Here is a 23583-nt window from a genome sequence, read left to right as displayed (position 1 = left end):
TTCCTTACGTGTATGTGGGATGCAGAGGTGTGGCGCTTAGGACGAGGGCGGGGTGAGCCGCTTGACCTTCCACGGGGCGTCCCTGCCGGTGCGGAGCAGCTGCACCGTGTAGGTCCCGGCGTTGGTGGGGACCGCTGCCATCACGCCGTAACCGTTGGCTTCATCGACGCTCAGGGTGGCGGGGCCGGTGACGCGGCTGACCGGGATGTTGGCCGGGGCCACCGCCGAGTAATCGGCGGTGGCCTGTGGTGTCAGCCAGCGGGCCAGGTCATTGGCCCACTGCTTTTCCTCCACCGTGGGGCGGGCAAAGTCCGCCATCGCCTTCCCGGCGACTTCCACCGCTTTGTCCTTGCTGGCCTGATCCCAGGTGATGCCGATCGCGGCCGGGACCGTTCCCCCGGGCGCCTGCGGTCCGCTGTTGGCGCTCAGTGAGACCGGCGCGGACGCTGTGGGCTGGCTGGTTGATGCCGCCGGGGCCGGGGCCGTGTTCGCCGCCGGTGCGCAGGAAACGCAGAGCAGCGCCACGGCGAGCAGGGTCAAGGGCTTTTTCACTTCTTCTCCTCTTGAGTGGGCAGGTACAGGAAGGCTGAGGGGACAGTGTTGGCCACTTTCCGGGTGTAGTAGCTGTGGTCCGCCGGGGCAGGGTTGCCGTTGTAGCCCTCTTCGATGTAGGTCCCGTTGTCTTTGACGTCCTTGACCACGGCGACGTGGCCGAAGTTCGGGTCCGCTCCCCCGGCGCCCGGCGCGTACCAGACAACCGCTCCAACCCTGGGTGTGCTGCCGGTAGGCCAGCCCTTGGCGTCCCAGCCGGCCTTCCACGTCACCGCAGAACCCAGCCGCTGTCCATCCGGGCGGAATGTGCTGTTGAGGAATTTGAACGGTGCGCTGGTGGAACCCATCTGCTGGTTCACCCGCCACAATGCGAAGTCCACGCACTCGCGGTAGTACGTGCCGAGCGGTGAAGTGCTGGCACCGCTCGCGCCGACCTGCAACCAGGTCGGAGAGTTCTTCCACGGGTAGTCATCACCGGCGCCGGACTGTCCCGGGATGGCGCAGCCGCTGCCTTCCAGGGAGAACTTAGAGTTCGAAAGTGCCTGAACGATTTTGACGGCCTCGGGCCAGTACTTCTGGTAGTGGTACGGGTCGGCGCTGCGCTGAACTTTGCTGGCAGCGAGTGTGGGTTCCAGCAGCTCCCAGCCGGCGATACCCTGCAGGGCCTTGATGAAGTTCGTTGCGCTGGTGGTGGGGTTCATGCGGTCTGCGTAGGAGCCCCAGGCGCCGTTGTCACGCTGCTGGAACAGCCCCCGCGAATCCGGACCGGCACCGTCGCCGCTGTACAACACCCGCAACCCCGACTCCCCCAGTCCCACCATCACACTGATCCTCTGCCCCTTCAACGGCAGATTCAGGCTCTTCCCCGCGTTGATGACGGCCGCGGCGTTGACCACCTGTTCCGTGGAATAGCCCGAAACCTTGGGGAGGTCCGAGGCGACAACGGTGCTCTCACCAGATTCACAGTTGGCGGCTGCTGGGGTGGGCTGGAACAAGAGGACAATCGAAAGGAGGAGTCCAAAGAATAGAGAAGGCACTGCCCATGCTGCGCCCAGCAACATTCCCTTCGACTTCAAACCGCTTCCCTCGACTCCGTGCGAGCAGCACCGTCCGGGGTTACGGAGCCCGTTGACGCCGTCACTTGGGAAATTCCGACCAGCGAACTCGCCTAGTCATCGCTCGTATCCCCCTGACAACGTTTGAACCCCCGCGTGGGTCGATGAATCAGGGTGAACCAGCCTCTCTCCTTTTCGGTACACAGGAGACGGGGAAGCCCCATGCGGGGTTAGGAACTCGCTTAATGCCCTCATCATGCTGCGAATGTAGCATAATGAAGGCATTAAACGAACTCAAGAGAGCGTTAAAAGCTCTCATGGGAGGATTGTGAGAACTGATGGAGGCGAAGCAAATATGAAAACGGCGCTGTTTAGGGGCAAAATGGGAGGCGTGCCTAAATACGCCCTTCCCGAGGAGAACTGGTCAGAGGATCTCCTCCTGGCCCAGAGGGTTATTAGCACGCCGGCCCGCCTGGCCATCGTTGGATATCTCTACACGCAGGGGCCGACACTGCGGGCGACACTGATCAAGCAGCTGTCTCTGGACAGCAGTTTGGTGGGCAGAAATCTCGATCAGCTTGAAGATCTTGGAATCCTGCTCGGAGACCCTCCGCGCGGTGAGCGCGTCGGCCGGTCTACAAGGTGGGAAGTCAACAAGGACAAGTACAACCGGATGGCCAAGGCGCTTTACGACTTCCTTGGTATTGACCTTTTGAAGCCTCTTCCTGGGCAGGACCCTCAGGAAGGCTAATAGCCCAGGCCTTCGCCGCCCGTGACGGGAATCAGAGCGCCGGTCAGGTACGTCAGCGTGCTGACCTTGTAAATGGCGTCTGCGATTTCATCTGGCTCAGCTATTCGCCTCAAGGGCGAACTTTCAATAAGTCGTTGCATGTCAGCCTCTTCTACCTTTGCCAACATGTCGGTCTTGGTGGGGCCGGGGGCGACTACATTGATTCGGATCCCACGAGGTCCCGCTTCCCACATTGCAGAGCGCACCAGGCCATCAAGTGCAGCCTTCGATGACGTGTAGTGGGCGGAGCCGGGGATTCCTGTCCGGGATGATTCAGAGGAGATGAGCACAATGGATCCGGAACGAGCCCGGCCCATGTATTTCAAGGATTCCTGGACGCTGGCAAAAGCGCCGAAAAGGTTCGTTTCCATGACTGACCGCAAGTCTTCGTCACGCATCCGAATGAGAAGATCTTGACGAGCTACTCCGGCGTTGTAGACCACTGTGTCGAGGCGTCCGAAGGTGGCCGCTATTTCTTTAAAAGCCGCCTTCAACGCAGGCGCATCGGTCACGTCGCATTCGATCCCGTGGACACCGTCTCCGACGCCGCTTCCGCGGTGGGTGCCGGCTACAACATAGCCTTCATCCAGGAAACGCTTGGCAGTTGCTTTGCCAATCCCCCGAGATGCTCCAATGACGAATGCGACTGGCGACTCAACCCTAAACTTGCCCACGTTTGCACTCTACAGGTAGGGTCCAAAGTGGCCCGGAGAGCTCTTGGGCCGATATCTCCCATACCTCAAGTGTGCTGCTGGACAGTGGTGTGCTGGCTTCCAACCCTCGATTTGTTAGGGCTTAAAGTCATGCACCCCGATGCACTCAATGCCGTATGCGCCGCAGCTTCAACACCGTCCCTCCGGATTCTCCGCGCGTTGAACCTTCTTCAGGTTCCGCAGCGGCCCGAGGAGATCGCCGAAGGGCTTGAGCTGTGTCCCTCCGTCGTCACTCATGAACTGTCCAAGCTGGAATCGGCTGGAATTGTGAGAACAATGGACGGGCTAGTTCATCTAGGTGTTCATCTGAGTTCCTTCTTTGGCGAGCCGTTGACGCCTTCGATTCCAGAATCCACATGCCAGCGAGAACGAAGGGCCATCCGTGTCTAAGCAAGAGATTGATGCAAGGGGGCGCTGGGTCGTCCTGGATTCAACGCAGGACGGAGTGTCCCTGCTGGCTGTCGGCACCGAAAACCATCCCGGCATCAGCCCCAGGAACTGGTTGGACGAACGAACCAGGACCGTATTGCTCGACAAGCTCCGGACGGCGCTCACGTCCGGGGAAGTCTTCGAAGAAACGGTCCGGTACGGGGCAGTCGAGTTCGCCGTTGTCGCCAGGCCCATCGTGTCCCCGGACGGCCAGCAGATAGTCGGTGCATACGGAATATTCGAACATCCCGGACACGCCGTCCCCGGCGCGCCGCTTCTGGGCGCGTGGCAATGGCGGGTCAACAAGCGAACCGGGAAAAACGAGGGCGATGACTCGTCACGGTGGGACACCAATCTCTTTAGGATCTACGGGATCGAGCCAGCAACCGTAGAGAGTCAGCGTGGGCCTGCCGGCGAGTGGCTGGCCAAGCTCATCTCCACCAAGGACAGAGACATGATCAAGCTGATGATAGACAGCGGCATCTCCGTCAACAACCGCAGCCGGCACCTGCTGTCCTACGAGGGCATCTACGGCTATGGAAGCGCCAACCCGGGTAAGAAGCAGATCGCCATGTCCGCCAGGGCATACGACGACCCCGACTATCCCGATGCGATCATGCTGCGCGGATTCAGCCGGGAAGTGGACTCCCCTACGAAACTTGTCACACCGGGCCTTTCTCCCGTCTTAGCCGGCCTGGTTACTGAGGCGCTCTTCGCCTTGGCAGCCGATCGCGCCTTCGCCGCCATCGACATGCAACAGGAAGTGACATTCCGGACCTCCACCCGATGGGCAGACTTTGGACTCCTCCCCGACTTTGAAGGAAACCTCGCAGCACTGGCCCACCCTGACGACAAGTTCAGCTTCGAGCATCACCTCGCAGAGGCAGCTGCCGGACGCATCGGACCTGAATCATCTGCCCGTGTGCGGCTCAGGACCACCGCCGAAACATGGCAGGAATTCGCCGTCGCCGTGGCCCCGATTGGCTTCGCCGACGAACGGAGCCGCTACCTCATGATGAGCCTCGCGCCCGTCGGCCAGGGAGCATGATGGGAATCCTGGATGGAAGGACGATCCTCGTCACGGGTATTTTCACCGAGCGCAGCATCGCCTATGCCGCGGCCGAACTTGCCCAACGAGAGGGTGCAACCCTGATCTTCACAGGCTTCGGCCGCCGTTCCAAGATCACTCAAAAAATCGTTCAGCGACTTCCTTCCCCGGGACCCGTGCTGGAGCTGGACGCCGCCAGCCAGGAGGATCTTGACTCACTGCACGGCAGGCTCCTGGACCATACGGACAGTCTGGATGGCATCATCCACTGCATCTCGGCCAGCAAGCCAGAAGCGGTAGGCGCCGGCTTTATGACGGCGGACTGGGACGACCTTTCCACGAGCCTTCAAGTCTCCGGCGCATCACTCCAAGCAGTCACCAAAGCCTGTCTCCCCATACTCAAGGACGGGGCCAGCATCGTTGGCGTCACCCTCGACGGAACACCTGTTTGGCCTATCTATGGGTGGGCCGGCGTCGCTAAGGCCACCTATGAGTCCACCAACAGGTACCTCGCTTACCACCTCGGCGCGCGGAAGATCCGCACCAACCTTGTCGCGTGCGGGCCCCTGGACAACTTCACGGTCGCAGCCATCAACGACATCGAAAGTACAGACGGAGTATGGGAAAACCGTGCTCCCTTGGGCTGGGACAGGACCGACTTGGGACCCGTAGCCAAAGCCGTTGTCGCATTGCTCTCCGACTGGTTCCCGGCTACCACCGGCGAGATCATTCACGTCGATGGCGGCTACCACGTCATGGGAATGTAGACGCCAATTCCGGCGCGGACGGAAAAAGTCAGCTGGACTCACCGCGGACATCCGCAGTTTATGAGGGTCAACCGCACGACCATGTGAGCGACTCTTCACGCATCGCTTACTGCAAAGAGAATGTCCATGTAACGAAGGCGACACGCCGCGCAGTTACAGTAACCAAATCCACTTCACGCAGTCACTTGAATGCTAGGTTCGGAGGAACCTAAAACAGTAACCAAAACCTGTTGAGGGCTACGAAACGATTTACAGCACTGAAGCCAGTACAGGTGAAGACAGTCTGTACGAGATTCAAAGGACATGACACATGACTGCTGTTGCACATCGGGGAGGCGGGCGCCCAAGCAAGGGCCTGCGCAAGTACATTGGCTTTCGTGTGCCTGCCGAGATGGCCGACCAGGTTGCGCAGGTGGCCGAAGCGGAGGGCGTCACGATCACGGACTACGTGGCTTCGGTTGTAGCAAAGCAGCTTGAGGTCGATTTGGAGCGTCACGACCATCACAAGTATCAGGAGGAGCTGCCCATTGGCCGCATCGCCTCTTAAATGATGAAGGCCCGCACGAGGCGGGCCTTCTAAGCATTTGACTCACTACCTTTTTTGCTTGCCGGCGACGAGGTAGAGAGTCCTTGAGAATCAACTCGGGCTTTGCGGTCCGGGCATCTTCCTATCCCCTTGAGAGGAATAGCATCATCGTACCCCACGAGATGCGCGCATGCACAGACTCACAGAGTTCGGGCGCGCCGCTTGCATCATCGTGCCGTCCAGCCGACGCGTGGACCGCACTAGCTCGCCTGCTTGCCGGGCAGCCCCGCGTGCGACTTTCCCGGGACGGAGGAAAGTCCTACCCGCAAAAACATGAGCAAACCCTTACGGGAGCGCTTCCGTCCTTCCCCGCGGCCGTGCGGATCTTTGGCAAGGACGGCACGTGCGCATCGATTTTCCTTGACTTTGACTCCTCGGTTGCCGGTGTGGATTGGGTCGAGGCCGACGTCAGGGCCGTCCAGGCCTGGCTACATTCCTGCGGTGCACGCTGGATTGAGGACTACTCCCCCAATGGTGGCCGGCACGTCTACATCCCGCTTGAGAAGCGGGTCACTTTTTCTGAAGCGCGTGATCTTGTCGAGGCTCTGGGCACCCGGTACCGGAGCCTGGACAAGACCCCGCACCAGAACCTTCTGCATGGATGCATGCGCACACCCGGATCCCCGCACAAGCGCGGCGGCTACCAGGAACTCGCGATGTCGCTCTCGATGGCCTACGACGTAGCCCGCCGGCCCAACCCGGCAAGGGTCTGGGCGACCATGAACGCAGACCTTGCAGGGGAGATCGCCGCGGTCAAGGCACTCCGTCTCGAGGGCACCTTCACGCCCGCGGCCGCAGATGCCCCGACTCTCCAGCATCCGGCTGGGCGGATGTCCCGAAAGATGCAGCTCATGGCCCAGACGGGGCTGTACGACACGAACCTGTACGCCTCCGACTCGGAAGCACGCCAGGCCATCGTCACCGGCGCCGCGGCCGCTGGTATGGAACTCATCGATGTCGAACGCCGGATGATGCAGGGGACCTGGCCGGGCCTTGCCTCCTTCTATGCCCGCTACGCCACCCGCCACCGAGTCCCGGCACTGCGACGGGACTGGCTGAAAGCGGTCACCTACCTGAGCAAAAACACCGGATCCAGGGAAGGGAAGAACAATGCCCGTATATCCCCCACAAGCCAGCCAAATACACAGCCCCCGCTACTACAAGGGAATCTGCTCTCATCGAATCCCGACGCTGAACACCGGTACATCAGGACATGGCGAAATGCGCTCCGTCTGAAAGAGCACGAATACACAGATTCAAGGACGGGTCTGGCTAGGAGAATGGTGCTCAGGGCACTGGGAGAGGCAGCACACATGACCGGATCCCGTTTCATTGAATTCGGCGACCGGTCCATCGCCGTGGCCACCGGGCTGGACCACACCACCGTCGGATCACACCTCCGTGCCCTCCGGAGCGAGAATGACCCCTTGGTGACACTGGTCGAGAAGGGCCGCGGCACGAAGGGCGACCTTTATATGCTGACGATCCCTGAAGATGTGAAACCGGCGGCGGAAGACCTGAGCTGGCGTAAGGGGAAAGTCCATGCGCTGCGTCCGGTATTCAGGGAACTTGGGCTGCCGGCCGCATTCGTATATGAAGCGCTGGAGCACTCCCCCGGCCTGTCGACGGCCGAGATTGTTCGGCTGACGAGGCTGTCCAGAACGGCCGTGGGTGAAGTCCTCGAGGTCATGGCGGCATGGAACATGGTGTCACGGGGCAAGGAGCGAGGTTGGTCAGTAGTGACATCGACGTCACTGAAGGATCTCGCCGAGCACTTCGGTGTCCTGGAGGCTGTCGCCGCGCAGCTGCACCGCTACCGGATCGAACGGATCCTCTGGAAGGAATGGCTGTCTAAGAACGTCAGCACGGTCGCCGAGCTGCTCTCCCCCGGTGAAGACTACCCATGGGAGGCGTTCGAGGGGCCGCCGGATGACTGGGGCCTGGCGGACATTGCGTTCATGAGGGTGGGATGAGTGATCTAATCGAGACAGTAAGCCCGGTAGTTCCGTATGGACGCAGTCTGTAAGTCTGTCAATAACGGACTTACAGAGTACTAGAGTTTGGCTTCGCCGAAGACCCACCTACCCGGTGACTGGATACGTTCAGATGCGTGGCGTCAGGCCCAAGGAAAGGCGAAGCTCATCCTCTGTGGAACCTACCAGCTCCTTTTGGCGCTCCAGAAGCAGATCCACGGCAACACGGATCAGAGTGTTATCAGTGATTCGCTCCCCCTTTTCCTTGCGGGCGCGCTGAACCTTAGATGCGAGCCTGGTCAGTTCGTCGGCCTGGTCTGCGTGCAGTCGCAATTCCTTGCGAACCAAGTCCGTGTAATGGGTGTGGCTCGAAACAACGGGCTCCTTGGCCTCTTGTACGGCTTGGGCCGAAGGGGGATTCATGAGGGCATTCTCGAGCTCGGGTGCGGCTGCGGGCTCCACTCCCCCATTTGCCTCGATTGGTGAAGGGTCAGCAGCTGGTGCAGTCGTGGCAACTTGCGTTGCCGAGTGTGATTTTGAGCCATCATGCAGAGCAGCGGCCTCATGGACAATGTGCAGGACGGGTCCCTCTGCACCTAAGTTAATCGGAGGGGTTTCCTTGATCTCCCGGGTCTGGTTGGCAAAGTTCTTGAATCCACCTTTGAGCGCCATCGAGGTCAGCCCTTCCTGGTCTTGGCCCAGAGACTAAACAGTTCCAGGGCGACGTCTTTGTAATCCATAGTTGCCTTCTCGGAGTTGCGGGTCTTCTCGTAGGAAGTAACCACCGTTCCGTACATCGGTGCCCGCTCGTGCGCCTTGTAGGCACGAACAAATGAGTTGCATACGAGGATCCCCTGCTCTCGCAGCATTTCCTGTGCGTCCAGTGCATCTTGCGGTGAGCGCGAATCGGCCTTTGTGATCACGACCCTGTAGTCCCGACCGGAGGGCTGAACTATCTTCTCGAATGTGTAGACCAGAGGCAGTAGGGCTAAAGGAGTTGCTTCTGTAGGCATGACAATAAAGTCCGACTGGCCAACGATGGCTTTCAGCACTTGGATGTTTTCCAAGTTTCCTGGCGTATCGACGAAGACAGTGTCGTAATCGAGACTGCGCATTTGTGTGAGCGCTTCCGGATCCGTCTCAGTCGCTACGTCGAACTGCAGCTGCTCCTTTTCAGGGAGGTCCTCTGCGTTGGTTGCCCACATCGTTACTGATCCTTGCGGGTCGGCGTCGACGACAAGCACTTTCGAACTTTGTGCGGCAACGGCGGCAAGATTCATCACCGTGGTGGTTTTCCCTGCGCCGCCTTTTTGGTTGACGACAGCTACGACCCTCATGAGTGCTTCCTTAATTTTGGTTTCCAGGGCACTCGGACCGACTGCGGATTAGGACCCACCAAAGCTGCATGACCCGAGAAAATCGGGCTAGCTAGATCAAAGGTAGAGAACATCAGTATCCAGTCGCCGGCAAGCGCTACGCCAAAATTACCAGTGCTTCGTACCTATAGACGGAAGAATCGCCGTAGAGGCACAGAGTCAGTGACTTTGTTGCTCTGTAGTTCCGGAACTCTGTAACTCTGTAACTCTGTTGGCTTGCACTGGGTTCGTACCACTCCCCCGACGGGTCCTACCTGGCAATCCCCTCCATAGCAGACCCAGAACTCGCTCAGCCACGCACTCATGGAGTCGGGTGGATTCAGGGGAACGGGGCAGCGCGGCGGATCCAGATGTCCTGAAGTCCAGATTCGCTGGTTTCGGTGGTTCGGAATGGCAGACTTACGGACTTACCGACTTATGGAGTTACAGAGGCTTCGGCCCTTGAGGGCGGCCGGTGCTGTTGTGCGTAGTCTGGCAGTTCCGGAGTACAGAGTGACAGACTTACGCAGTTTGGAAGTGTCGCCCTGGGCGGCATGCTCGTTGCCGGCTGGAGTAATGCCGGAGTCAGTGACTCACATACATACAGACTCAATAAGTCACTGAGTTACATACTCACCGACTTACGGACTTGCAGGGTCTGTGATGTGGGTGGTTCCGATGCGGCTGATTTAAGGGGCGGGCCCCAGTTTCCTTATAGCGTCTCTGCTCACGGACTTACGGACTTACGGACTTACCGACTTATGGAGTTACAGAGGCTTCGGCCCTTGAGGGCGGCCGGTGCTGTTGTGCGTAGTCTGGCAGTTCCGGAGTACAGAGTGACAGACTTACGCAGTTTGGAAGTGTCGCCCTGGGCGGCATGCTCGTTGCCGGCTGGAGTAATGCCGGAGTCAGTGACTCACATACATACAGACTCACTAAGTCACTGAGTTACATACTCACCGACTTACGGACTTGCAGGGTCTGTGATGTGGGTGGTTCCGATGCGGCTGATTTAAGGGGCGGGCCCCAGTTTCCTTATAGCGTCTCTGCTCACGGACTTACGGACTTACGGACTTACGGACTTACCGACTTATGGAGTTACAGAGGCTTCGGCCCTTGAGGGCGGCCGGTGCTGTTGTGCGTAGTCTGGCAGTTCCGGAGTACAGAGTGACAGACTTACGCAGTTTGGAAGTGTCGCCCTGGGCGGCATGCTCGTTGCCGGCTGGAGTAATGCCGGAGTCAGTGACTCACATACATACAGACTCCCGGAGTCACTGAGTTACATATTCACCGACTTACTGCGTCTGTGATGTCGGTGGTTCCGAAGCGGCAGGTCCAAGGGGCGGGCCCGCAGTTTCCTTCCAGCGTCTCTGAATCGCGCGGGATGCTCGAGGGCCGATTCCCCACACCGTCGGGTTAGGGCATACCCCAACCAAGCGTCAGGACCAGCGACGGGCAGTCATGTCAGGCTGGGGCCTAGGGCGCTATTAATTGACACTTGTTGCCGGGGATCTCAGGATTCAACCTGACCCTTTTCGTTAGGAATGCAATGTGGCCGGGTAGCGCATCGGATACATCAGGGTCAGCAGCCTGGACCACAACACGTCGCGGGCGGGCGAGCGGGATCAATAAGAGTGGAGCCGGGATTCGAATAGGATTGACGGCAATGGCTTGAGTCGGCTGGGGACGACACCGTGCCTCAACCACGAAGAGGATCCAATGGCCCGCAAAGTACAAGTTCAGCTGATTGATGACCTTTCGGGTGAGGAAGCCCAGGAAACCGTCCGATTTGGCGTGGATGGTGCCGAATATGAAATCGACCTGTCGGCCGGTCATGCCACCGAACTTCGCGGTTTGTTCGAACAGTATGTCGCTCATGGCCGGCGTCTCCGCGGCACATCAGGCACCCCGGGCGCAAAGACCGCAACGATCGGCCGGGAAGAGACCCAGAAGATCAGGGAATGGGCCCACGCCAATGGGTACAACCCGGCTCTTCAAGGTTCCCGGGGAAATAGGTTCGTGTTGTAGATAGCAGAGGACTCGTGGTTCTGCTGGGATGAGTGTTACTACGCATTCAACCTGAACAGGAACCACGAGCCTTGTTAGAGCCTACTGTGGCTGGCCATGATGCTGCCAGCATGATCTTCAACCTGCCCGATTACCGTGTCACCGGCACCGTGCTGCTCCCCGGCGGGGTGCGCCATGTCACGGTCGAATCCACGTTCCCGCCCGGGTGCCCGAGCTGCGGGGTCATCGCCTCCCGCGTGAAGGAACGCCGATGCCAGCGCCTGCGGGATATTCCGGTCGCCGGCGCGGTGGTGCTCCTCTGGGACAAACGGCGCTGGTTCTGTGACGAGTACCTGTGCGGGCGGAAATCGTTCTGCGAGGCGACGCCGCAGGTGCCGCGGCGGGCCCGGTCCACACGGCGGCTGCGGAAGACGGTGCTGGACGCGGTCATCACCTCCGGCCGGGCCGTGTCCGAGACCGCCATGGCGTTCGGGATCTCGTGGTGGCTGGTCCAGCAGGCCATCGGCGACGCCGCCCTCCGCCTGCCGGACGTGGACCTCCTCGCACCCAGGATGCTGGGCATCGACGAGCACCGCTACCGGTCCGTGCGGTTCTTCCAGGACCCCGGCACGAAGGCCTGGACCCGGTACGAGCCCTGGATGACCACGATCGTGGACCTGGAAACCGGCCAGGTCCTGGGCATCGTGGACGGACGGGACCACAAGGGCGTCGGGGACTGGCTCTTCGCCCGCCCGCTGGAATGGCGGCTCGGCGTGCAGGTCGTCGCGATCGATCCCTCCGCGGCGTTCAGGAAGGCGCTGCGGATGTGGCTGCCGCGCAGCGCCGTGTCGGTGGATCTTTTCCATATGACCATGCTGGCCAACGACATGCTCACCTCGGTCCGGCAGGGCCTGTCCCAGCAGGTCCGGGGACGGCGGGGCAGGGCCACCGACCCGGCCTGGGCGAACCGCATGCTACTGCTGAAAGCCGATGAAAACCTCTCCGAACGCGGACAGCACCGCCTGGCCGGTGTCTTCGACACCGACGACCCGACCGGCAAGCTCAAGGCCGCGTGGCAGGTCAAGGAACAGCTCCGGACCCTGCTGCGTACCGGCTCCCTCGAGGACGCCGCAGCCGCGAAAACCACCCTGGCCGACCTCGTGGCGCAGGCAGCGCTGCCCGAAGCAAACAGGCTCTACCGGACCGTGTGCCGCTGGTGGGCCGAGATCGAAGTCCTCATCGTCACCGGGGCAACCACGGCCAAGGTGGAGGCCAACAACACCGCAATAAAACACATCAAACGGACCGGCCGCGGATACCGGAACCCGGACAACTACAAATCGCGTATCCTCTTGAGAAGTGCAGCCCGGATGGCAGCATGAGCAATCATCTCAGCAGAACATTCCCCGGGAACCTTGAAGAGCCTACAACCCCAGTGCCAGGGGACAAATCAGCCAGGACATCAAACGGGCCTACCGCTCCCGGGCATAACGAGACGACGCCGGCAGGGGCAGACAGCCGGGCTGGACCATGGAGGTTGACCCACATTTGCGCTGTTGTCGGCGCAACGGAGAAGGTGCGGCAGGGAAACAGGCGTCTGTGGGCACCCAGATCAGACGAACCGCCACAGCCGGTAAATGGCGTATGCAGTCGACTCCTTCGAATCCGGCGTGGCCCCGTTTCTTACGCCAGGTGATGTTATCTAGATGTAGCTTTTGTGTGGCATCGAAGGTTGCTTGCAAGTAGTCTGGTTGTACTGAACCAAGCGAGGAGTCGAACATGTCTATCGACGCAACTGTGGGAACGGCGGCTGTCCGCACTAACGAACTGGGTATCCGGGAGATCGTTCGCCGGCTCAACGCCGGTCTCGGACCGACGCTGGTCGCGGGGCTGACCGGCAGCAAGGACCGTCGCATCTCCCACAAGTGGGCGAAGGAAGACGGACCCGAACCGAACGCGGCCGCCGTTCGCCGGCTCATGTCAGCAATCCGGCTGTGGACGGAGCTTTCTGATGCGCACGGCGAGCATGTGGCCCGGCTGTGGTTCATCGGCTCGAACCCTTGGCTGGACGAGGACTCACCCGTTGAGGCGATTATGGAAGACCGCTTCAAGGACGTTCGCGTAGCAGCGAATGCCATGCTCACCGGGGGTTTTTCCGGTTGAGCCCACGCATCTGCAGGACGACCGGCCTGGCCTTGGTCCCCGGGCCGGTTTCCGGGTTCCGGATTGCCACCGCCACCTACGGCGCGCTGAATCCCGAGAAGCGCCACGACGGGGAGCCTCGTGACGATTGGAGCCGCTGGGACACCCCCGGGCGCACCCTTTACATCGCGGATACGCTTGAAACGGCGTTTCGCGAGTGCCTGGCCTGGGCACGGATGAAGCCCAGCCACAAGAAGAAGCTGGGAAAGCTGGCCGCGCTCTGGGGCATCACACCGGAGGAAGTAATGAAGGAAATCCAGGATGACTTTGCCCGGCTCGGTCACATGCAGCCTGGCCACCTCCCGTTCTCCTGGCGGGACTCGCGCCTGAAACACGTCATCGACGTCCCGGAGAGTGCGGGTGTGTGGGTGGACATGGAAGAGCAGGCCACCTTGGATGTGTTGTCGTTGGGTCCTGCGGCCGACATCATGCCCTTCACCGGCCACGAGGAAATCGACCGGGCAGCCGCATTCTCGAACGATCGGAATGTCACCACGCGCATTGCAGAATGGCTCCGTGGCGTGACTCTCGATGACGGCAGCGAGCTGGCCGGCGTCAAATTCAAATCCAGGGTCGGCAACGGTACCTGCTGGGCTTACTGGATGCGCCGGACGGATCTAGGGTTGGCGGAGGTCGCCACGGCCACCGCCGGGGTGGAAATCTCATCCAAGGAACCTGCGATGGCCGCCGTCACGGAAGCGTGGGAAATCCGCACCTGGTAGGTCCGATCCATGCCGCGGACGTATGCGCTGTTATCGGCGTTGGACTGCCGGCCCCTTACCTCCGGGGCAGCCGCAAGGCGCCGGCCTTGCTATGTGTGCCCCAACGCTGGAGCGAGCTGGCCAAGGTAATAGTTCTTCGGCCAGTGCCTGAGCCGTTGCGGAAGCAGCGGATAAATCCTGGCCAAAAGATTTATCGTGCGTTCGAAACACAGACGGTGCCGCCGGTTCCACGGCAGCCGGAAGTCCTTCCGAAGCTGGCGCGGCAGGAGCCCTGCCGTGATCAGGCGCACCAGGGGCATGACCAGGCGCATTACGGCCGGTCCGGCTGACGGATAAAGCAGGTCACGTGCGACGCGCACCGCGACCTCGTCGGCTTCCAGTCCGGCCAGGGTGCGGTTCCAGTATTCGCGGAAGGCCGCCCTGTCAGCCGGCCACATCTTCTCCGGCAACTGCAGGGCAGTGCCGATCTTGGCGTACTCGCGGTAGACAACATCGGCCGAGGCGTCGTCGAGCGGACCATGGATTTTCTCGTGGACCGTGACCATTGTGTCGTACAGGGTTGCAACTACCCAGAGCTGGGTTTCGGCGTCGAAGGCGTTGTACCCCCTCGAGGTGGCGTCCGGCTGGCGGAGGACACGGGCATGGGCCCGGTTCACGACACGCCTGACGGCGGCCACCTGGCCCGAGGTGCCGTAGACCACGGCGTAGACATAGCTCATCGTGCTGCGGAGCCTGTCCAACGGGCGCTCGGAGAAGTTGCTGTGCTCAGCGATGGCATGACCGATGGCAGGATGGGCGATCTGCAGCAACACGGCGCGCCCCGCGCCGGCAAGCAAAACACCCTCCGCCCCGATGTCGGCAAGTCCACGAACCATTCAAACACTGTACCCGAGCGGTTTTCTGGGGCTGTGGCAGGTCCGGATGGCCCCGGCAGGACGTTCTCATTCCTAGCCCCCGGTTCACTGCAAGGCTCGTACTCGGATGGGCGCCGCTGGCACGGCCCCGGCTGCTGGGATCAGGTGCGTCGATGCAGTGTGTGGACACCTTTTGTAGGGACTGTCGGCCCTGTCTCAGTAAAGGATCCTTTCTCACGACGGGGCGGCCGGCCGGCCGGTCGGTTGCAGGATCCCAGCAATGCCGGTGTCTACCTGGACGGTGCGTCGTCTCAACAATGTGTCTCACATGGACTATTCTCAACAAAAGGTAAATTGGCCTTTGATGAGCATTTGAGGAGTCGGCGTGGGGAGTATCGGATATGCCAGGGTCAGCACCGTGGACCAGAACGCCGATCTGCAGCGTGCGGCATTGACTGCGGCGGGCTGCCACCGGATCTTCACCGACCACGGCGTGAGCGGAACGAGAGCCAACCGGCCCGAACTGGAGAAGATGCTTGATCACCTGCGGGACGGCGACGAGGTAGTGGTCTGGAAGCTGGACCGGTTGGGACGCAACACCCGCAACCTGCTGGCCCTCATCGACGACCTGGAACACCGGGGCGTGCACTTCCGCAGCGTCACGGAGGGCATCAGCACAACTGGACCGATGGGCAGGGCCATGCTCACCGTCATGTCCGCGTTCGCCCAGCTCGAGCGCGACCAGCTGGCCGAGCGGACCAAGGCCGGCATGACCGCAGCCGCCGAACACGGACGCAAGGCCGGCCGGCGGGAAGTCACCGCCGCTCATGCAAAGGTCAAGCGAGCCCGTGATCTGAAGGCGCAGGGGCTCACGCCGGCCGACATCGGGAAGATCATTGGGGCCAGCCGCGCCACCGTGTACCGGTATCTGAGGATGGAAAGCAACGAGCTGCCTTGACGAGGGCCGAGGCGATGCCATAGACGGCCGGACGGGCGATTGACCGGGGCGCCGGGGGGACTGCTGCCACGTCGATGTGTCTCGTAACTAACGGTGAATACACCGGTTCAGCCTGAAGGTTTCGAGACATAGTTACGGGAATCGCCAGCGACGGACGAACCCAACCGTTTCGCAAAATGAACATTGCCCGGCGACCGTCGACGACGCCTCATGTCCCTACGGATATGTGAGGCGTCGTGGGCGCACTCAGCGCAAGTAGGAACACATCCACATGGTCCTTCTGCTCGAGGCTTTCACGAGGCGTCGAAGGCTCCGAGTCCGCGCCGCGCATCTAATAGATCACTCGAGGGAATCAAAGAACGCCGTCACATCGGACGCGACCCGATCCGGGCATTCCCACAACACCAGATGCGCCGCATCGGGGTAAACCTTCAGTACCGTGCCGGTTATCCGGGCTGCCAGGGTTTCCTGGTCGCTCCGTGGCAACAAGCTGTCATGGTCGCCCCACAAGATCAGTGTGGGTGCGTGGATGGTTCCCGACTCAGTTGGCGGCGTGGCGGTGCCTAGGCCATGCAGGATGCCCTTCCAGGCGTGGGCGGGCATTCTAACGCCGTCACGTATCCGGTCCTCGATAAACCAGGCCGGAACCGCATGCAGCAGTGGATACCAGGACAACGAATCCCGGACCCAGTCCTCGTCGATGGGGTCCGTCAGGCGGTCCACTTCATCGGCGAACGGGGCGCGTCCGTGGAGGCTCAGGGGAGAGCCCACCAGCACGAGTGCCGCGACCCGCTCGGGGTAAGCGACGGTCAACTGCTGGGCGACGTAGCCGCCGCTGGAGGAGCCGAGGACGAAGGCCTTCGGAACGTTGAGGGCGTCCAGAATCGCGGCGGCGTCCTCGGCCTGTTCCGCAAGGGAGTAGCCCGACTCCGGTTTGTCCGCATCGCCCTGCCCGCGGAGGTCGGGGGCGTAGACCCTGAAGCCAGTTAGCAGCGGTACCAGGCGGTCGAAGCAGCCGCGGGATTCGCCCCATGGATGCAGCAGCAGCACTGGCCGCGCGTCGGCGTCGCCCTGGACGAGACACGGCACCCTGATGCCTGTCCGGAGCCTAAGACCCCGGACCTCGGATTCCATAGCCTCAGGGTAGCCGCGCAAGTGGACCCTGGGCAAAGCCCAGCGAGAGGATCGGCCGAAATGTCTCATAACCCATGGGTTACGAGGCAGATCGGTTGCGAGATATTCTCGGCTGGGTCGCTTTAGTAACAGGCCACGAGTGGAAAGTCCGGTTAAGACGCCGATAAAATAAAACAGCCCAATTTAAACGCGACTGTAGTAGTAGCTGCGAATTGCTCGGAATCGCGCATGAAGTCTTCCGCCGCGCATGTGCCGGGACTGCCCCTTTGACCGACCGCCTGTACGGACCGACTAAAACATAGCGTCGATTTCCTCAGCGAGTTCCCTCGGGTGGTTAAGGAAGCCCATGTGTCCGCCGGGTACCGTCCGGCGGCTGACTCCGGCATGGGAGGCTACCCACTCGGCGGCCTCTACGAAGAATGGCGCTGTCTGCTCGGCACTGAGTATGGCCAGCGGCACGCTCATTCCTGACAATGCCACCGGCTCGGGCCGCCAGGACGCAAATGCTCCAAACTCCGCTTCCAGCAGGACCCTGGCGTTTGTCCGGAGTCCGTCGAGAAAGTCCCGCGGCAGCAGCGCAGCGGCATCGCCTGCCGCGAACTGGATGAAGGCCTCGGCGCCGCCGGCAAGTCCATCGGCCTCCACGCCTGCCGCAATCACCGGCTGCACGGTGGCCATGGCGTCGTCGGGATTGGCCAGAACGCCCAGCAGCGCCGGCTCGTGCAGCACGGCGCCCGTAAAACGCCCGGGGGCTTTCAGGGCAGCGGCCAGCGCTATCAACGCCCCGGTGCTGTTGCCGAATACGACGCATGGCACGATCCCGAGCGTTTCCAACAAGGCAACAACGTCGCCGGCGTGCTGGTCCACTGACGTTTCCGCCCAGTCCGGTTGCTGTGAACTGCGTCCGTTGTTCCTGCGGTCATAGGCGATGACTGCGTGGTTTTGGGCCAATACTTGGGCCAGTTCGGCGTATTGCCGGGCGTCGCCTCCAGCGCCGGGGACTAGAAGCAGCGGCGTCCCATGACCTGTCACTTCAACGTGAAACGTGGTGCCGTTGGCCTCTACCAGGGCAGCCCCGCCAATTATGCTCATTGCCTTCACCTTTCCGAGAGCGGTTTACCTTTCCCTTTCATTGGACGCCCGGACGGGACCTGCCGTCCAAGACCGCTATGGACTCGGACGATCACAAATTCTTATGATGGGCCATGGAGATCCGCCAACTCCGGCGATTCCTTGTACTGGCTGAGGAACTGCACTTTGGCAAAGCCGCTGCCCGGCTCCACATCGCCCAGCCTGCACTGAGCCAGGAGCTCAAAGCCTTGGAAAGAGCCCTGGGGCTCCGGCTCTTGGACCGGACCCACAATCACGTTGCACTCACGGACGCAGGTCGGCGTCTCCGGGAGGAAGCTGTGCACATCATTCAGGCTCACGATGCCGCAGTGGCAGCCATGGAAGAATTACGCAGTCCTCCGAGCGGCACGCTCAAACTGGGTGTGGCTGTTGGGGTGGCGTATCCGCTGCTGGCGGAACTGATCAGCGGTCTGAGTCCAGGCGAGACTGCACCGGAGGTAGACGTCAAACCTGCGGCAGCAAGGGAAGGGGTCCAGAAGCTTCTTGGGGGCGAGTTTGACGCTGTTTTCATTCACGCCGTGCCACCCTCCGACGAACGGCTCGGTGTGCTGACCCTGGACACCGAGCCGATGGGGGTTGCTCTTCCGTCCGGTAGCCGACTGGCAAAACTGGCAGCCATCAGCCCCTCGGATCTGAATGGCCAAGCTTTGATCTGGTTACAGCGCGACGGCGACCCGGACGTTCGCGAGCGGGTACTGGGTCTGCTGGTGGACGGAGGGATGATGACTGGCCCCCACCGCTGGTCGCCGAGCATTGCCACGACCATGAGCTTGGTGGCTGCCGGCCTTGGCGTGTCATTCAAAACGCCGCATCAGGTGGTACCAGGTGATCCGCCCGGAGTCGTGTGGCGCCCGTTTGCCGGGGTGTCCCTTCCTATGCCGACGGTACTGGTCTGGCTCCGGAACGGCGCCTCGCCATTGACTACCCAGCTGATCGTTCACGCCCGGCGGTACGTCGCGAAAAACTCTTAAGGCATCGGTGTTGGATCGCTGGTTGCCGCCAGCAGCCAGACGTAAACTGACCTTCGAATTACTTCTGGCTAGTCAGGGCCACATTCCTCCAAGGCGCGAATAAGCGGCCGGTGCCTCGGTTGAGCATGTCTACCGGCCGCGAGTCTGCCGGGGAGCCGGACGGTGTGACCATCCATGCGCCCAAGTAGTTGTGCGGGGCCCTGCAAGCCATGACTGCCGATACGCGGTCGGGCACGTAGCAATTGCGCGAGGTGTTTGGGCGCTGGGCTAGGAGCGTGGGTCAGATGTGGTTGCCGGCCGGCTTGTGGCCCTCGGACGGTTGCCGCTGCGGTCCGGAATTCGGGCTGAGACCGCCGGATGGCCGAGTCGTTATGGGCCGCCGGAGGTTGGCGGGGCGGTAGGCGCGGGTATCCCGGTTCCTGTCTCTCAGGTGCCGGCGGTTGCCGCGGCGGTGCGGACGGTGAAGAGTTTGAGCAGGTTGTGGCAGCCGGCGATCAGGTTCCATTCCTGCCGCGCCTGCTCCAGCCCGCGCAGCAGCACGTGTTTGCCCTGCCGGGTCTGGATCTGGCCGAAGACCGGTTCCACGATCGCCTTGCGCCGGGCGTAGACGGCCTGGCCCCTCTTCGTCTTGAGTTTCCGGGCCATGCGCTCTTTGGCCGTGGCGTTCTTGGGAATCCGTCCGCGGGGCGCGTCCGGGACCTTTTCGCCGTGCTTGAGCCGGCCGGTCGCGATAAAGAACTCGGTTCCGCCCTCACTGTCGGTCTCGATTTCCCTGACGTGTTCGAGGTTCCCGGCGGAGCAGTAGCCGGCATCGATGGTCCACTGGGCGGGCATCCGGCCGAACGTTTCGGTGGTTTTTTCGATCATCGGTCCCAGTTGCTGCACGTCGACCGCGGTGTTGTTCAGATCGGTTGCCACGATAACCTGGTGGTCCTCGTCGACCACGGCCTGGCCGGTGTAACTGTAGTGGTAGGACCCGTCGGCGGTCTTCATGATCCGGGAGTCCGGGTCGGTGAAGTTGCGCTGCGCCGTCGGCTTGACCTGCGCCCCGGTCGCGGCTTCTTCGCCTTTGACGGCCACTGTGTCCTCGTCCTCGCCGCGGTCCTTCGCCTTGCGTTCGGCTTCCCTGCGGGCCTTGTCCGCGGCTTCTTCTTCGAGCTGTTTGCGGGCCGCGGCCAGCTTCGCCAGCCTCGACTTCTTTCCGGCCAGCTCCGCCGGGAGTTCGTCGCCGCGCTTGTCCTTGCCGTACCGGGCGTCCTCGGCCGCGTCGGTGGCCTCCGCTGCGGCGAGCAGCTCGGAGACCTCGTCGCCGAGGACCTTCTGCTTTTCGGTCAGCCGCGCGTAGCTCATGGACTTGCGCCGGGAGGCGTTGGCCCGCACTTTCGTTCCGTCCAGGGCGACCCTGCCCAAGGAGACCATGCCGGCGGCCCGGCACAGTTCCAGGGCCTGCAGGAACACGTTCCCCAGCGCCGAGAGGTGGCGTTTGCGGAAGCGTCCGATGGACCTGAAGTCCGGGAACTGCTGGGCAGCGAGCCACCGGAACGCGACCACATCCGTGCACGCACGTTCCAGCTCCCGTGAGGAACGGACGCCGGTGCAGTAGCCATAGAGAAGGATCCTCACCATCAGCCGCGGCTCATAGGGTGGCTGGCCCTTCGTTTTCGCGTACGAGTCGTAGAACCGGGTCAGGTCCAGCTCCTCGTCCACGAGATCGGCGATGAACCGGGCCAGGTGGTTGGCAGGCAGCCACTCATCCAGCGACGGCGGAACCAGCATCACCGCGTCCGGCTCAAAGGCCTTGAACCGTTTGTTCGCACCGGCGCCGGTCTCCACCACGTCCTCGCCAGCAGGCTCGACCCGCTCCACGAGTCCTTCATCAAACAACCCGTCCTGGGCACCGGAATCCATACCCCGATTCTCCCAGCCGCACCCGGTACAGCCCGGCACTTCGCCCGGCGTTTTAAAAATCCGGACGACTACTGACCCACGCTCCTAGTCCTCATAAGGCGATGTGCTTTAGGACATCTCTTGCCACATAGCGCGGTCGCCGTCACCGTGGTCTTCGTATTGACGAGCAACACCATCTACGCCGAACCGGGGTCATCGATCCCGTAGTTCGCGTCTCGCAACCCTAGGGTTTCAACACAAAGCGGTTGCGAGACAAGGCACCGCCCCAAATCCCTACTCGGCGATGTCCTCCGCCCACAGGCCCGGGTTTTCATTCTGGAACCTGCTCATCATGTCTACACAGCGCTGATCGTCCAGGACCACCACCTCAACACCTCGTGACCGCAGGAGCTCGAACTCGCCAGCAAACGTCCGGGCTTCACCCACCACTACCCGGGGGATCTTGAACTGGATGATGGTGTTACCGCGCACGTTATTTGACGATGTAGGCGTCATCGTCGGTGCCGACGCGCATCGTCAAGGTGACGTGTGCTGTCCAGCCCACGTCGGGCGGCTCCGTCGGCACGTTGACGCGCTCAAATCCCGTGTGAATCGCTCGGATGCGCGACGGCAGAGTTCCGACGGCGCCGACTGTGCACCGCGCATGGCCTGGGCCAGCCAGGAGCCCCTGGCCGCGCGTTCACAGCGCTGACCACACGGGGGCGTGGCGCGTCGGGGCGCACCACGGGCTGGAAGACCCTCCGGCGGCCCACGAGCACACGGCTCGACGCGCTGAACGACGGCGGGTAGCTCATCGTCATGCTGACGCGGTCATTGCTCACGCCTCGATCGTCAAACCGTGTAACGCGAAGGACCGAAGAAGAGGGCTCCATCGTTAGACAACGTGACCGACCCGTCGTCAAATAACGTGCGCGGTAACAGATGGTCCCGGTGCACATGGCACACGGAGCGAGAGTGGTATACAGCGTGGTGTCTCGGTAGCTCTTCTGTCGACCGGCTGCGCGAAGTGCGGACATTTCGCCATGCGCGATCGGGTCGCCGTGTTGGACGCGTTCGTTGTGTCCACTCGCGATGACCACGCCCTCACGGGCAAGGGCTGCTCCGATGGGAATACCACCTTCGCTAAGACTCTTTTGCGCAGCTTCGTAGGCTGCTTCGAAGGCGGGGTCGAGGCCCGCTTGGGGTTCCCGGGAGGCAGTTTCGCGCTGGTCGTGGGTCATGCGGTCATTTTGGCATGCGAGTAAGCCGTCCCTTGTAGCCTCGCAGTCACCCACGCGAACATTCGACCAATATGGCCCTCAGCGGTCGCTCGGTGGGTGAGGCGTCTCTTTTCCCATGTCATGCAAGACGACCGGTGCCGCAGAACCGCCATTTTGAGCTGCGATTTAACCGCCATTCTGAACGAACAGTCACACCAGGTGCCACCCTTATTGCCGTCGTTGCGTCGGTGAGACGTCTCGTATCCCTGAGGTTACGAGACGGCCTGTAGTGCTGCCGTTGAGGGACCTTCTCCGCTCAACAAATTGGGCCGGGGGCCCGGTATACGGGCGGCCGGGGCCTCTGTCAGCAGGCCGGAGTTTGTTGGGAGGTTAGAGCTGCTGTGGGTCGACGCTCCGAAGTGGGACAGGCTGCAGGACAGCACACAGTAAGCATACGATCGCTATCACCAACGACGGAGCCGAAATCCTCACCTGGCCGACGCAGGCGCACCCGTGAAATCGGAACCAGCCTGAAGTCGCTGTTTTTCGCGAAGAAGGGCACGGACCACCCCATGGTCCGTCCCCTTCTGCTCCCTTGGCGGGCGCTGAGTGTCAGGTCGGCATTACCGTCAGGTCGGGACCGGCGGTGAGCTTGGCGGCTACAAGCTCATGCAGAATCCGTGCGATCACGACCGCTGCGACGATTCCGGCAGCGTACGTCGTGACGTGAAATCCGTATTCGATGGCAGCCAGCCGGCCGAAGTCGCCCTCGGCGTTCGTCATGTGCAGCCCCGTGTGCACAAGCCACGGCGCCACAATCCAGAACAGCGCGATCTGGAGGATCCGGCCTTTGGTTTGCAGATCCGCGGGCAGCGTGCGCACGACTTTACCGCCGAATATCAGGATGGCGATACCAACGCCCATGGCAAGTGCACTAAGAGCGGATTCAAACATGAGAAGGCCGGCTTCTATGCCTCCGGGTTCGGGCCCGCCGGTCGGTGCGTTGTCCAGGAACAACGGCTTGAACAAGAGGAAACTGATCACTGCTACGGCCAGTACGACACCCCAAAACTTGGCCTGCGAAATTCTGAATCGTGTCATGGCTGGGTCCTTTCAAAACTTTGTGATGCGTCCTCGAAAGAAAACACCATTCAGGTATCCCAGCACTTGTGAGTCTACTCCCGTGTGTAAGACCGGGCGATGAGATTCAGCCTTGATCAGCACAACGA

At 61.6% G+C, this 23583-nt stretch carries 22 protein-coding genes and 3 pseudogenes; 13 read left to right on the top strand and 12 right to left on the bottom strand.

Translation table 11 applies throughout. The features are described from left to right. Positions 1 to 36 precede the first annotated feature (36 nt). Complete coding sequence (locus tag ACVWZ8_RS23345; protein WP_456506188.1) at positions 37 to 552, bottom strand: hypothetical protein; 516 nt, start codon at positions 550 to 552, stop codon at positions 37 to 39. Beyond that, positions 549 to 1613: a CHAP domain-containing protein gene (locus ACVWZ8_RS23340; RefSeq protein ID WP_456506272.1), complete on the bottom strand. Its 1065-nt coding sequence runs from the start codon at positions 1611 to 1613 to the stop codon at positions 549 to 551. Before ACVWZ8_RS23340 ends, ACVWZ8_RS23345 begins: the two co-directional genes overlap by 4 nt. Before the next feature lie 349 nt (positions 1614 to 1962). On the opposite strand from ACVWZ8_RS23340, the gene ACVWZ8_RS23335 reads away from it, so the two are divergent. After that, positions 1963 to 2358 carry a winged helix-turn-helix domain-containing protein gene (locus tag ACVWZ8_RS23335; protein ID WP_456506187.1) on the top strand — a complete coding sequence of 132 codons (396 nt, stop codon included), beginning with the start codon at positions 1963 to 1965 and terminating at the stop codon, positions 2356 to 2358. On the opposite strand, the gene ACVWZ8_RS23330 is transcribed toward ACVWZ8_RS23335, so the two are convergent. Then, the gene (locus ACVWZ8_RS23330; protein ID WP_456506186.1) at positions 2355 to 3071 is read right to left on the bottom strand and encodes an SDR family NAD(P)-dependent oxidoreductase; all 717 of its coding nucleotides are present in this window, start codon (positions 3069 to 3071) and stop codon (positions 2355 to 2357) included. The two genes, ACVWZ8_RS23335 and ACVWZ8_RS23330, sit on opposite strands and share 4 nt — an antisense overlap. A 129-nt stretch (positions 3072 to 3200) precedes the next feature. Here ACVWZ8_RS23330 and ACVWZ8_RS23325 point away from each other — a divergent pair, with 129 nt between their 5' ends. The 5 genes from ACVWZ8_RS23325 to ACVWZ8_RS23305 all read left to right on the top strand — a co-directional run bounded on the left by ACVWZ8_RS23325 (position 3201) and on the right by ACVWZ8_RS23305 (position 7913). Beyond that, entirely contained in the window at positions 3201 to 3500 is a 300-nt protein-coding gene (locus ACVWZ8_RS23325) for an ArsR family transcriptional regulator (RefSeq protein ID WP_456506185.1), read from the top strand. Next, entirely contained in the window at positions 3493 to 4587 is a 1095-nt protein-coding gene (locus ACVWZ8_RS23320; RefSeq protein WP_456506184.1) for a hypothetical protein, read from the top strand. The genes ACVWZ8_RS23325 and ACVWZ8_RS23320 overlap by 8 nt, the downstream gene beginning before the upstream one ends. Beyond that, positions 4587 to 5354 carry an enoyl-ACP reductase FabI gene (gene fabI / locus ACVWZ8_RS23315; protein WP_456506183.1) on the top strand — a complete coding sequence of 256 codons (768 nt, stop codon included), beginning with the start codon at positions 4587 to 4589 and terminating at the stop codon, positions 5352 to 5354. Before ACVWZ8_RS23320 ends, fabI begins: the two co-directional genes overlap by 1 nt. A gap of 310 nt (positions 5355 to 5664) precedes the next feature. Continuing rightward, complete coding sequence (locus ACVWZ8_RS23310; protein ID WP_456506182.1) at positions 5665 to 5901, top strand: hypothetical protein; 237 nt, start codon at positions 5665 to 5667, stop codon at positions 5899 to 5901. Between the two features lie 161 nt (positions 5902 to 6062). Further along, positions 6063 to 7913 carry a MarR family transcriptional regulator gene (locus tag ACVWZ8_RS23305; protein ID WP_456506181.1) on the top strand — a complete coding sequence of 617 codons (1851 nt, stop codon included), beginning with the start codon at positions 6063 to 6065 and terminating at the stop codon, positions 7911 to 7913. Between the two features lie 129 nt (positions 7914 to 8042). Here ACVWZ8_RS23305 and ACVWZ8_RS23300 read toward each other — a convergent pair whose 3' ends face one another. Next, positions 8043 to 8585, bottom strand: coding sequence for a hypothetical protein (locus ACVWZ8_RS23300; RefSeq protein WP_456506180.1), 543 nt, complete (start codon positions 8583 to 8585; stop codon positions 8043 to 8045). A gap of 5 nt (positions 8586 to 8590) precedes the next feature. Then, on the bottom strand, positions 8591 to 9250 hold the full coding sequence (locus ACVWZ8_RS23295; RefSeq protein WP_456506179.1) for a ParA family protein: 660 nt from the start codon (positions 9248 to 9250) through the stop codon (positions 8591 to 8593). A 1737-nt stretch (positions 9251 to 10987) separates the two neighbouring features. Between ACVWZ8_RS23295 and ACVWZ8_RS23290 the strand changes: the two genes are divergently transcribed. The 4 genes from ACVWZ8_RS23290 (at position 10988) to ACVWZ8_RS23275 (ending at position 14199) form a co-directional block, all read left to right on the top strand. Next, the gene (locus tag ACVWZ8_RS23290) at positions 10988 to 11296 is read left to right on the top strand and encodes a histone-like nucleoid-structuring protein Lsr2 (protein ID WP_456506178.1); all 309 of its coding nucleotides are present in this window, start codon (positions 10988 to 10990) and stop codon (positions 11294 to 11296) included. A gap of 71 nt (positions 11297 to 11367) precedes the next feature. Next, positions 11368 to 12657: an ISL3 family transposase gene (locus ACVWZ8_RS23285; protein ID WP_456505277.1), complete on the top strand. Its 1290-nt coding sequence runs from the start codon at positions 11368 to 11370 to the stop codon at positions 12655 to 12657. Between the two features lie 397 nt (positions 12658 to 13054). After that, positions 13055 to 13438 (top strand): hypothetical protein, encoded by a 384-nt coding sequence (locus ACVWZ8_RS23280; protein ID WP_354248567.1) that lies wholly within the window; start codon positions 13055 to 13057, stop codon positions 13436 to 13438. After that, positions 13435 to 14199, top strand: a complete 765-nt coding sequence (locus ACVWZ8_RS23275; protein WP_456506177.1) for a hypothetical protein — start codon at positions 13435 to 13437, stop codon at positions 14197 to 14199. The genes ACVWZ8_RS23280 and ACVWZ8_RS23275 overlap by 4 nt, the downstream gene beginning before the upstream one ends. An 89-nt stretch (positions 14200 to 14288) precedes the next feature. Here the strand turns inward: ACVWZ8_RS23275 and ACVWZ8_RS23270 are convergent, their stop codons facing one another. Further along, positions 14289 to 15074, bottom strand: coding sequence for an oxygenase MpaB family protein (locus tag ACVWZ8_RS23270; RefSeq protein WP_456506176.1), 786 nt, complete (start codon positions 15072 to 15074; stop codon positions 14289 to 14291). Positions 15075 to 15438: 364 nt separating this feature from the next. Here ACVWZ8_RS23270 and ACVWZ8_RS23265 point away from each other — a divergent pair, with 364 nt between their 5' ends. Beyond that, complete coding sequence (locus ACVWZ8_RS23265) at positions 15439 to 16011, top strand: recombinase family protein (RefSeq protein WP_456506175.1); 573 nt, start codon at positions 15439 to 15441, stop codon at positions 16009 to 16011. Between the two features lie 339 nt (positions 16012 to 16350). Here the strand turns inward: ACVWZ8_RS23265 and ACVWZ8_RS23260 are convergent, their stop codons facing one another. Continuing rightward, positions 16351 to 17145 carry an alpha/beta fold hydrolase gene (locus tag ACVWZ8_RS23260; protein ID WP_456506174.1) on the bottom strand — a complete coding sequence of 265 codons (795 nt, stop codon included), beginning with the start codon at positions 17143 to 17145 and terminating at the stop codon, positions 16351 to 16353. Between the two features lie 291 nt (positions 17146 to 17436). Beyond that, positions 17437 to 18237 carry an alpha/beta fold hydrolase gene (locus tag ACVWZ8_RS23255; protein ID WP_456506173.1) on the bottom strand — a complete coding sequence of 267 codons (801 nt, stop codon included), beginning with the start codon at positions 18235 to 18237 and terminating at the stop codon, positions 17437 to 17439. Positions 18238 to 18350: 113 nt separating this feature from the next. Between ACVWZ8_RS23255 and ACVWZ8_RS23250 the strand changes: the two genes are divergently transcribed. Then, positions 18351 to 19247, top strand: coding sequence for a LysR family transcriptional regulator (locus ACVWZ8_RS23250; RefSeq protein ID WP_456506172.1), 897 nt, complete (start codon positions 18351 to 18353; stop codon positions 19245 to 19247). Between the two features lie 426 nt (positions 19248 to 19673). Here the strand turns inward: ACVWZ8_RS23250 and ACVWZ8_RS23245 are convergent, their stop codons facing one another. The 3 genes and pseudogenes from ACVWZ8_RS23245 to ACVWZ8_RS23235 all read right to left on the bottom strand — a co-directional run. After that, complete coding sequence (locus ACVWZ8_RS23245) at positions 19674 to 21023, bottom strand: IS1182 family transposase (RefSeq protein WP_456506271.1); 1350 nt, start codon at positions 21021 to 21023, stop codon at positions 19674 to 19676. A 405-nt stretch (positions 21024 to 21428) separates the two neighbouring features. Further along, positions 21429 to 21614, bottom strand: a pseudogene (locus ACVWZ8_RS23240) (nucleoside deaminase); the annotation flags it as partial. 461 nt (positions 21615 to 22075) lie between these two features. Beyond that, a pseudogene (locus ACVWZ8_RS23235) lies at positions 22076 to 22375 on the bottom strand (nucleoside deaminase); the annotation flags it as partial. Between the two features lie 382 nt (positions 22376 to 22757). Here ACVWZ8_RS23235 and ACVWZ8_RS23230 point away from each other — a divergent pair. Further along, positions 22758 to 22871: pseudogene (locus ACVWZ8_RS23230) on the top strand (type I methionyl aminopeptidase); the annotation flags it as partial. Between the two features lie 95 nt (positions 22872 to 22966). Here the strand turns inward: ACVWZ8_RS23230 and ACVWZ8_RS23225 are convergent. Continuing rightward, complete coding sequence (locus tag ACVWZ8_RS23225) at positions 22967 to 23398, bottom strand: hypothetical protein (RefSeq protein ID WP_456506171.1); 432 nt, start codon at positions 23396 to 23398, stop codon at positions 22967 to 22969. Positions 23399 to 23583: the final 185 nt, after the last annotated feature.

The sequence above is a fragment of the Arthrobacter sp. UYCu723 genome, assembly GCF_054059215.1.
Note: the sequence above shows the minus strand (reverse complement) of the source record. Positions and strands in the feature narration are given on the sequence as shown.

Bases quoted from the DNA above. Each gene is read 5' to 3' on its own strand.
- ACVWZ8_RS23340 (WP_456506272.1), bottom strand. From the start codon at position 1,613: ATGTTGCTGGGCGCAGCATGGGCAGTGCCTTCTCTATTCTTTGGACTC.
- ACVWZ8_RS23335 (WP_456506187.1), top strand. From the start codon at position 1,963: ATGAAAACGGCGCTGTTTAGGGGCAAAATGGGAGGCGTGCCTAAATAC.
- ACVWZ8_RS23325 (WP_456506185.1), top strand. From the start codon at position 3,201: ATGCACCCCGATGCACTCAATGCCGTATGCGCCGCAGCTTCAACACCG.
- fabI (WP_456506183.1), top strand. From the start codon at position 4,587: ATGGGAATCCTGGATGGAAGGACGATCCTCGTCACGGGTATTTTCACC.
- ACVWZ8_RS23310 (WP_456506182.1), top strand. From the start codon at position 5,665: ATGACTGCTGTTGCACATCGGGGAGGCGGGCGCCCAAGCAAGGGCCTG.
- ACVWZ8_RS23305 (WP_456506181.1), top strand. From the start codon at position 6,063: ATGCGCGCATGCACAGACTCACAGAGTTCGGGCGCGCCGCTTGCATCA.
- ACVWZ8_RS23300 (WP_456506180.1), bottom strand. From the start codon at position 8,585: ATGGCGCTCAAAGGTGGATTCAAGAACTTTGCCAACCAGACCCGGGAG.
- ACVWZ8_RS23295 (WP_456506179.1), bottom strand. From the start codon at position 9,250: ATGAGGGTCGTAGCTGTCGTCAACCAAAAAGGCGGCGCAGGGAAAACC.
- ACVWZ8_RS23290 (WP_456506178.1), top strand. From the start codon at position 10,988: ATGGCCCGCAAAGTACAAGTTCAGCTGATTGATGACCTTTCGGGTGAG.
- ACVWZ8_RS23280 (WP_354248567.1), top strand. From the start codon at position 13,055: ATGTCTATCGACGCAACTGTGGGAACGGCGGCTGTCCGCACTAACGAA.
- ACVWZ8_RS23270 (WP_456506176.1), bottom strand. From the start codon at position 15,074: ATGGTTCGTGGACTTGCCGACATCGGGGCGGAGGGTGTTTTGCTTGCC.
- ACVWZ8_RS23260 (WP_456506174.1), bottom strand. From the start codon at position 17,145: ATGGAATCCGAGGTCCGGGGTCTTAGGCTCCGGACAGGCATCAGGGTG.
- ACVWZ8_RS23255 (WP_456506173.1), bottom strand. From the start codon at position 18,237: ATGAGCATAATTGGCGGGGCTGCCCTGGTAGAGGCCAACGGCACCACG.
- ACVWZ8_RS23250 (WP_456506172.1), top strand. From the start codon at position 18,351: ATGGAGATCCGCCAACTCCGGCGATTCCTTGTACTGGCTGAGGAACTG.
- ACVWZ8_RS23245 (WP_456506271.1), bottom strand. From the start codon at position 21,023: ATGCTGGTTCCGCCGTCGCTGGATGAGTGGCTGCCTGCCAACCACCTG.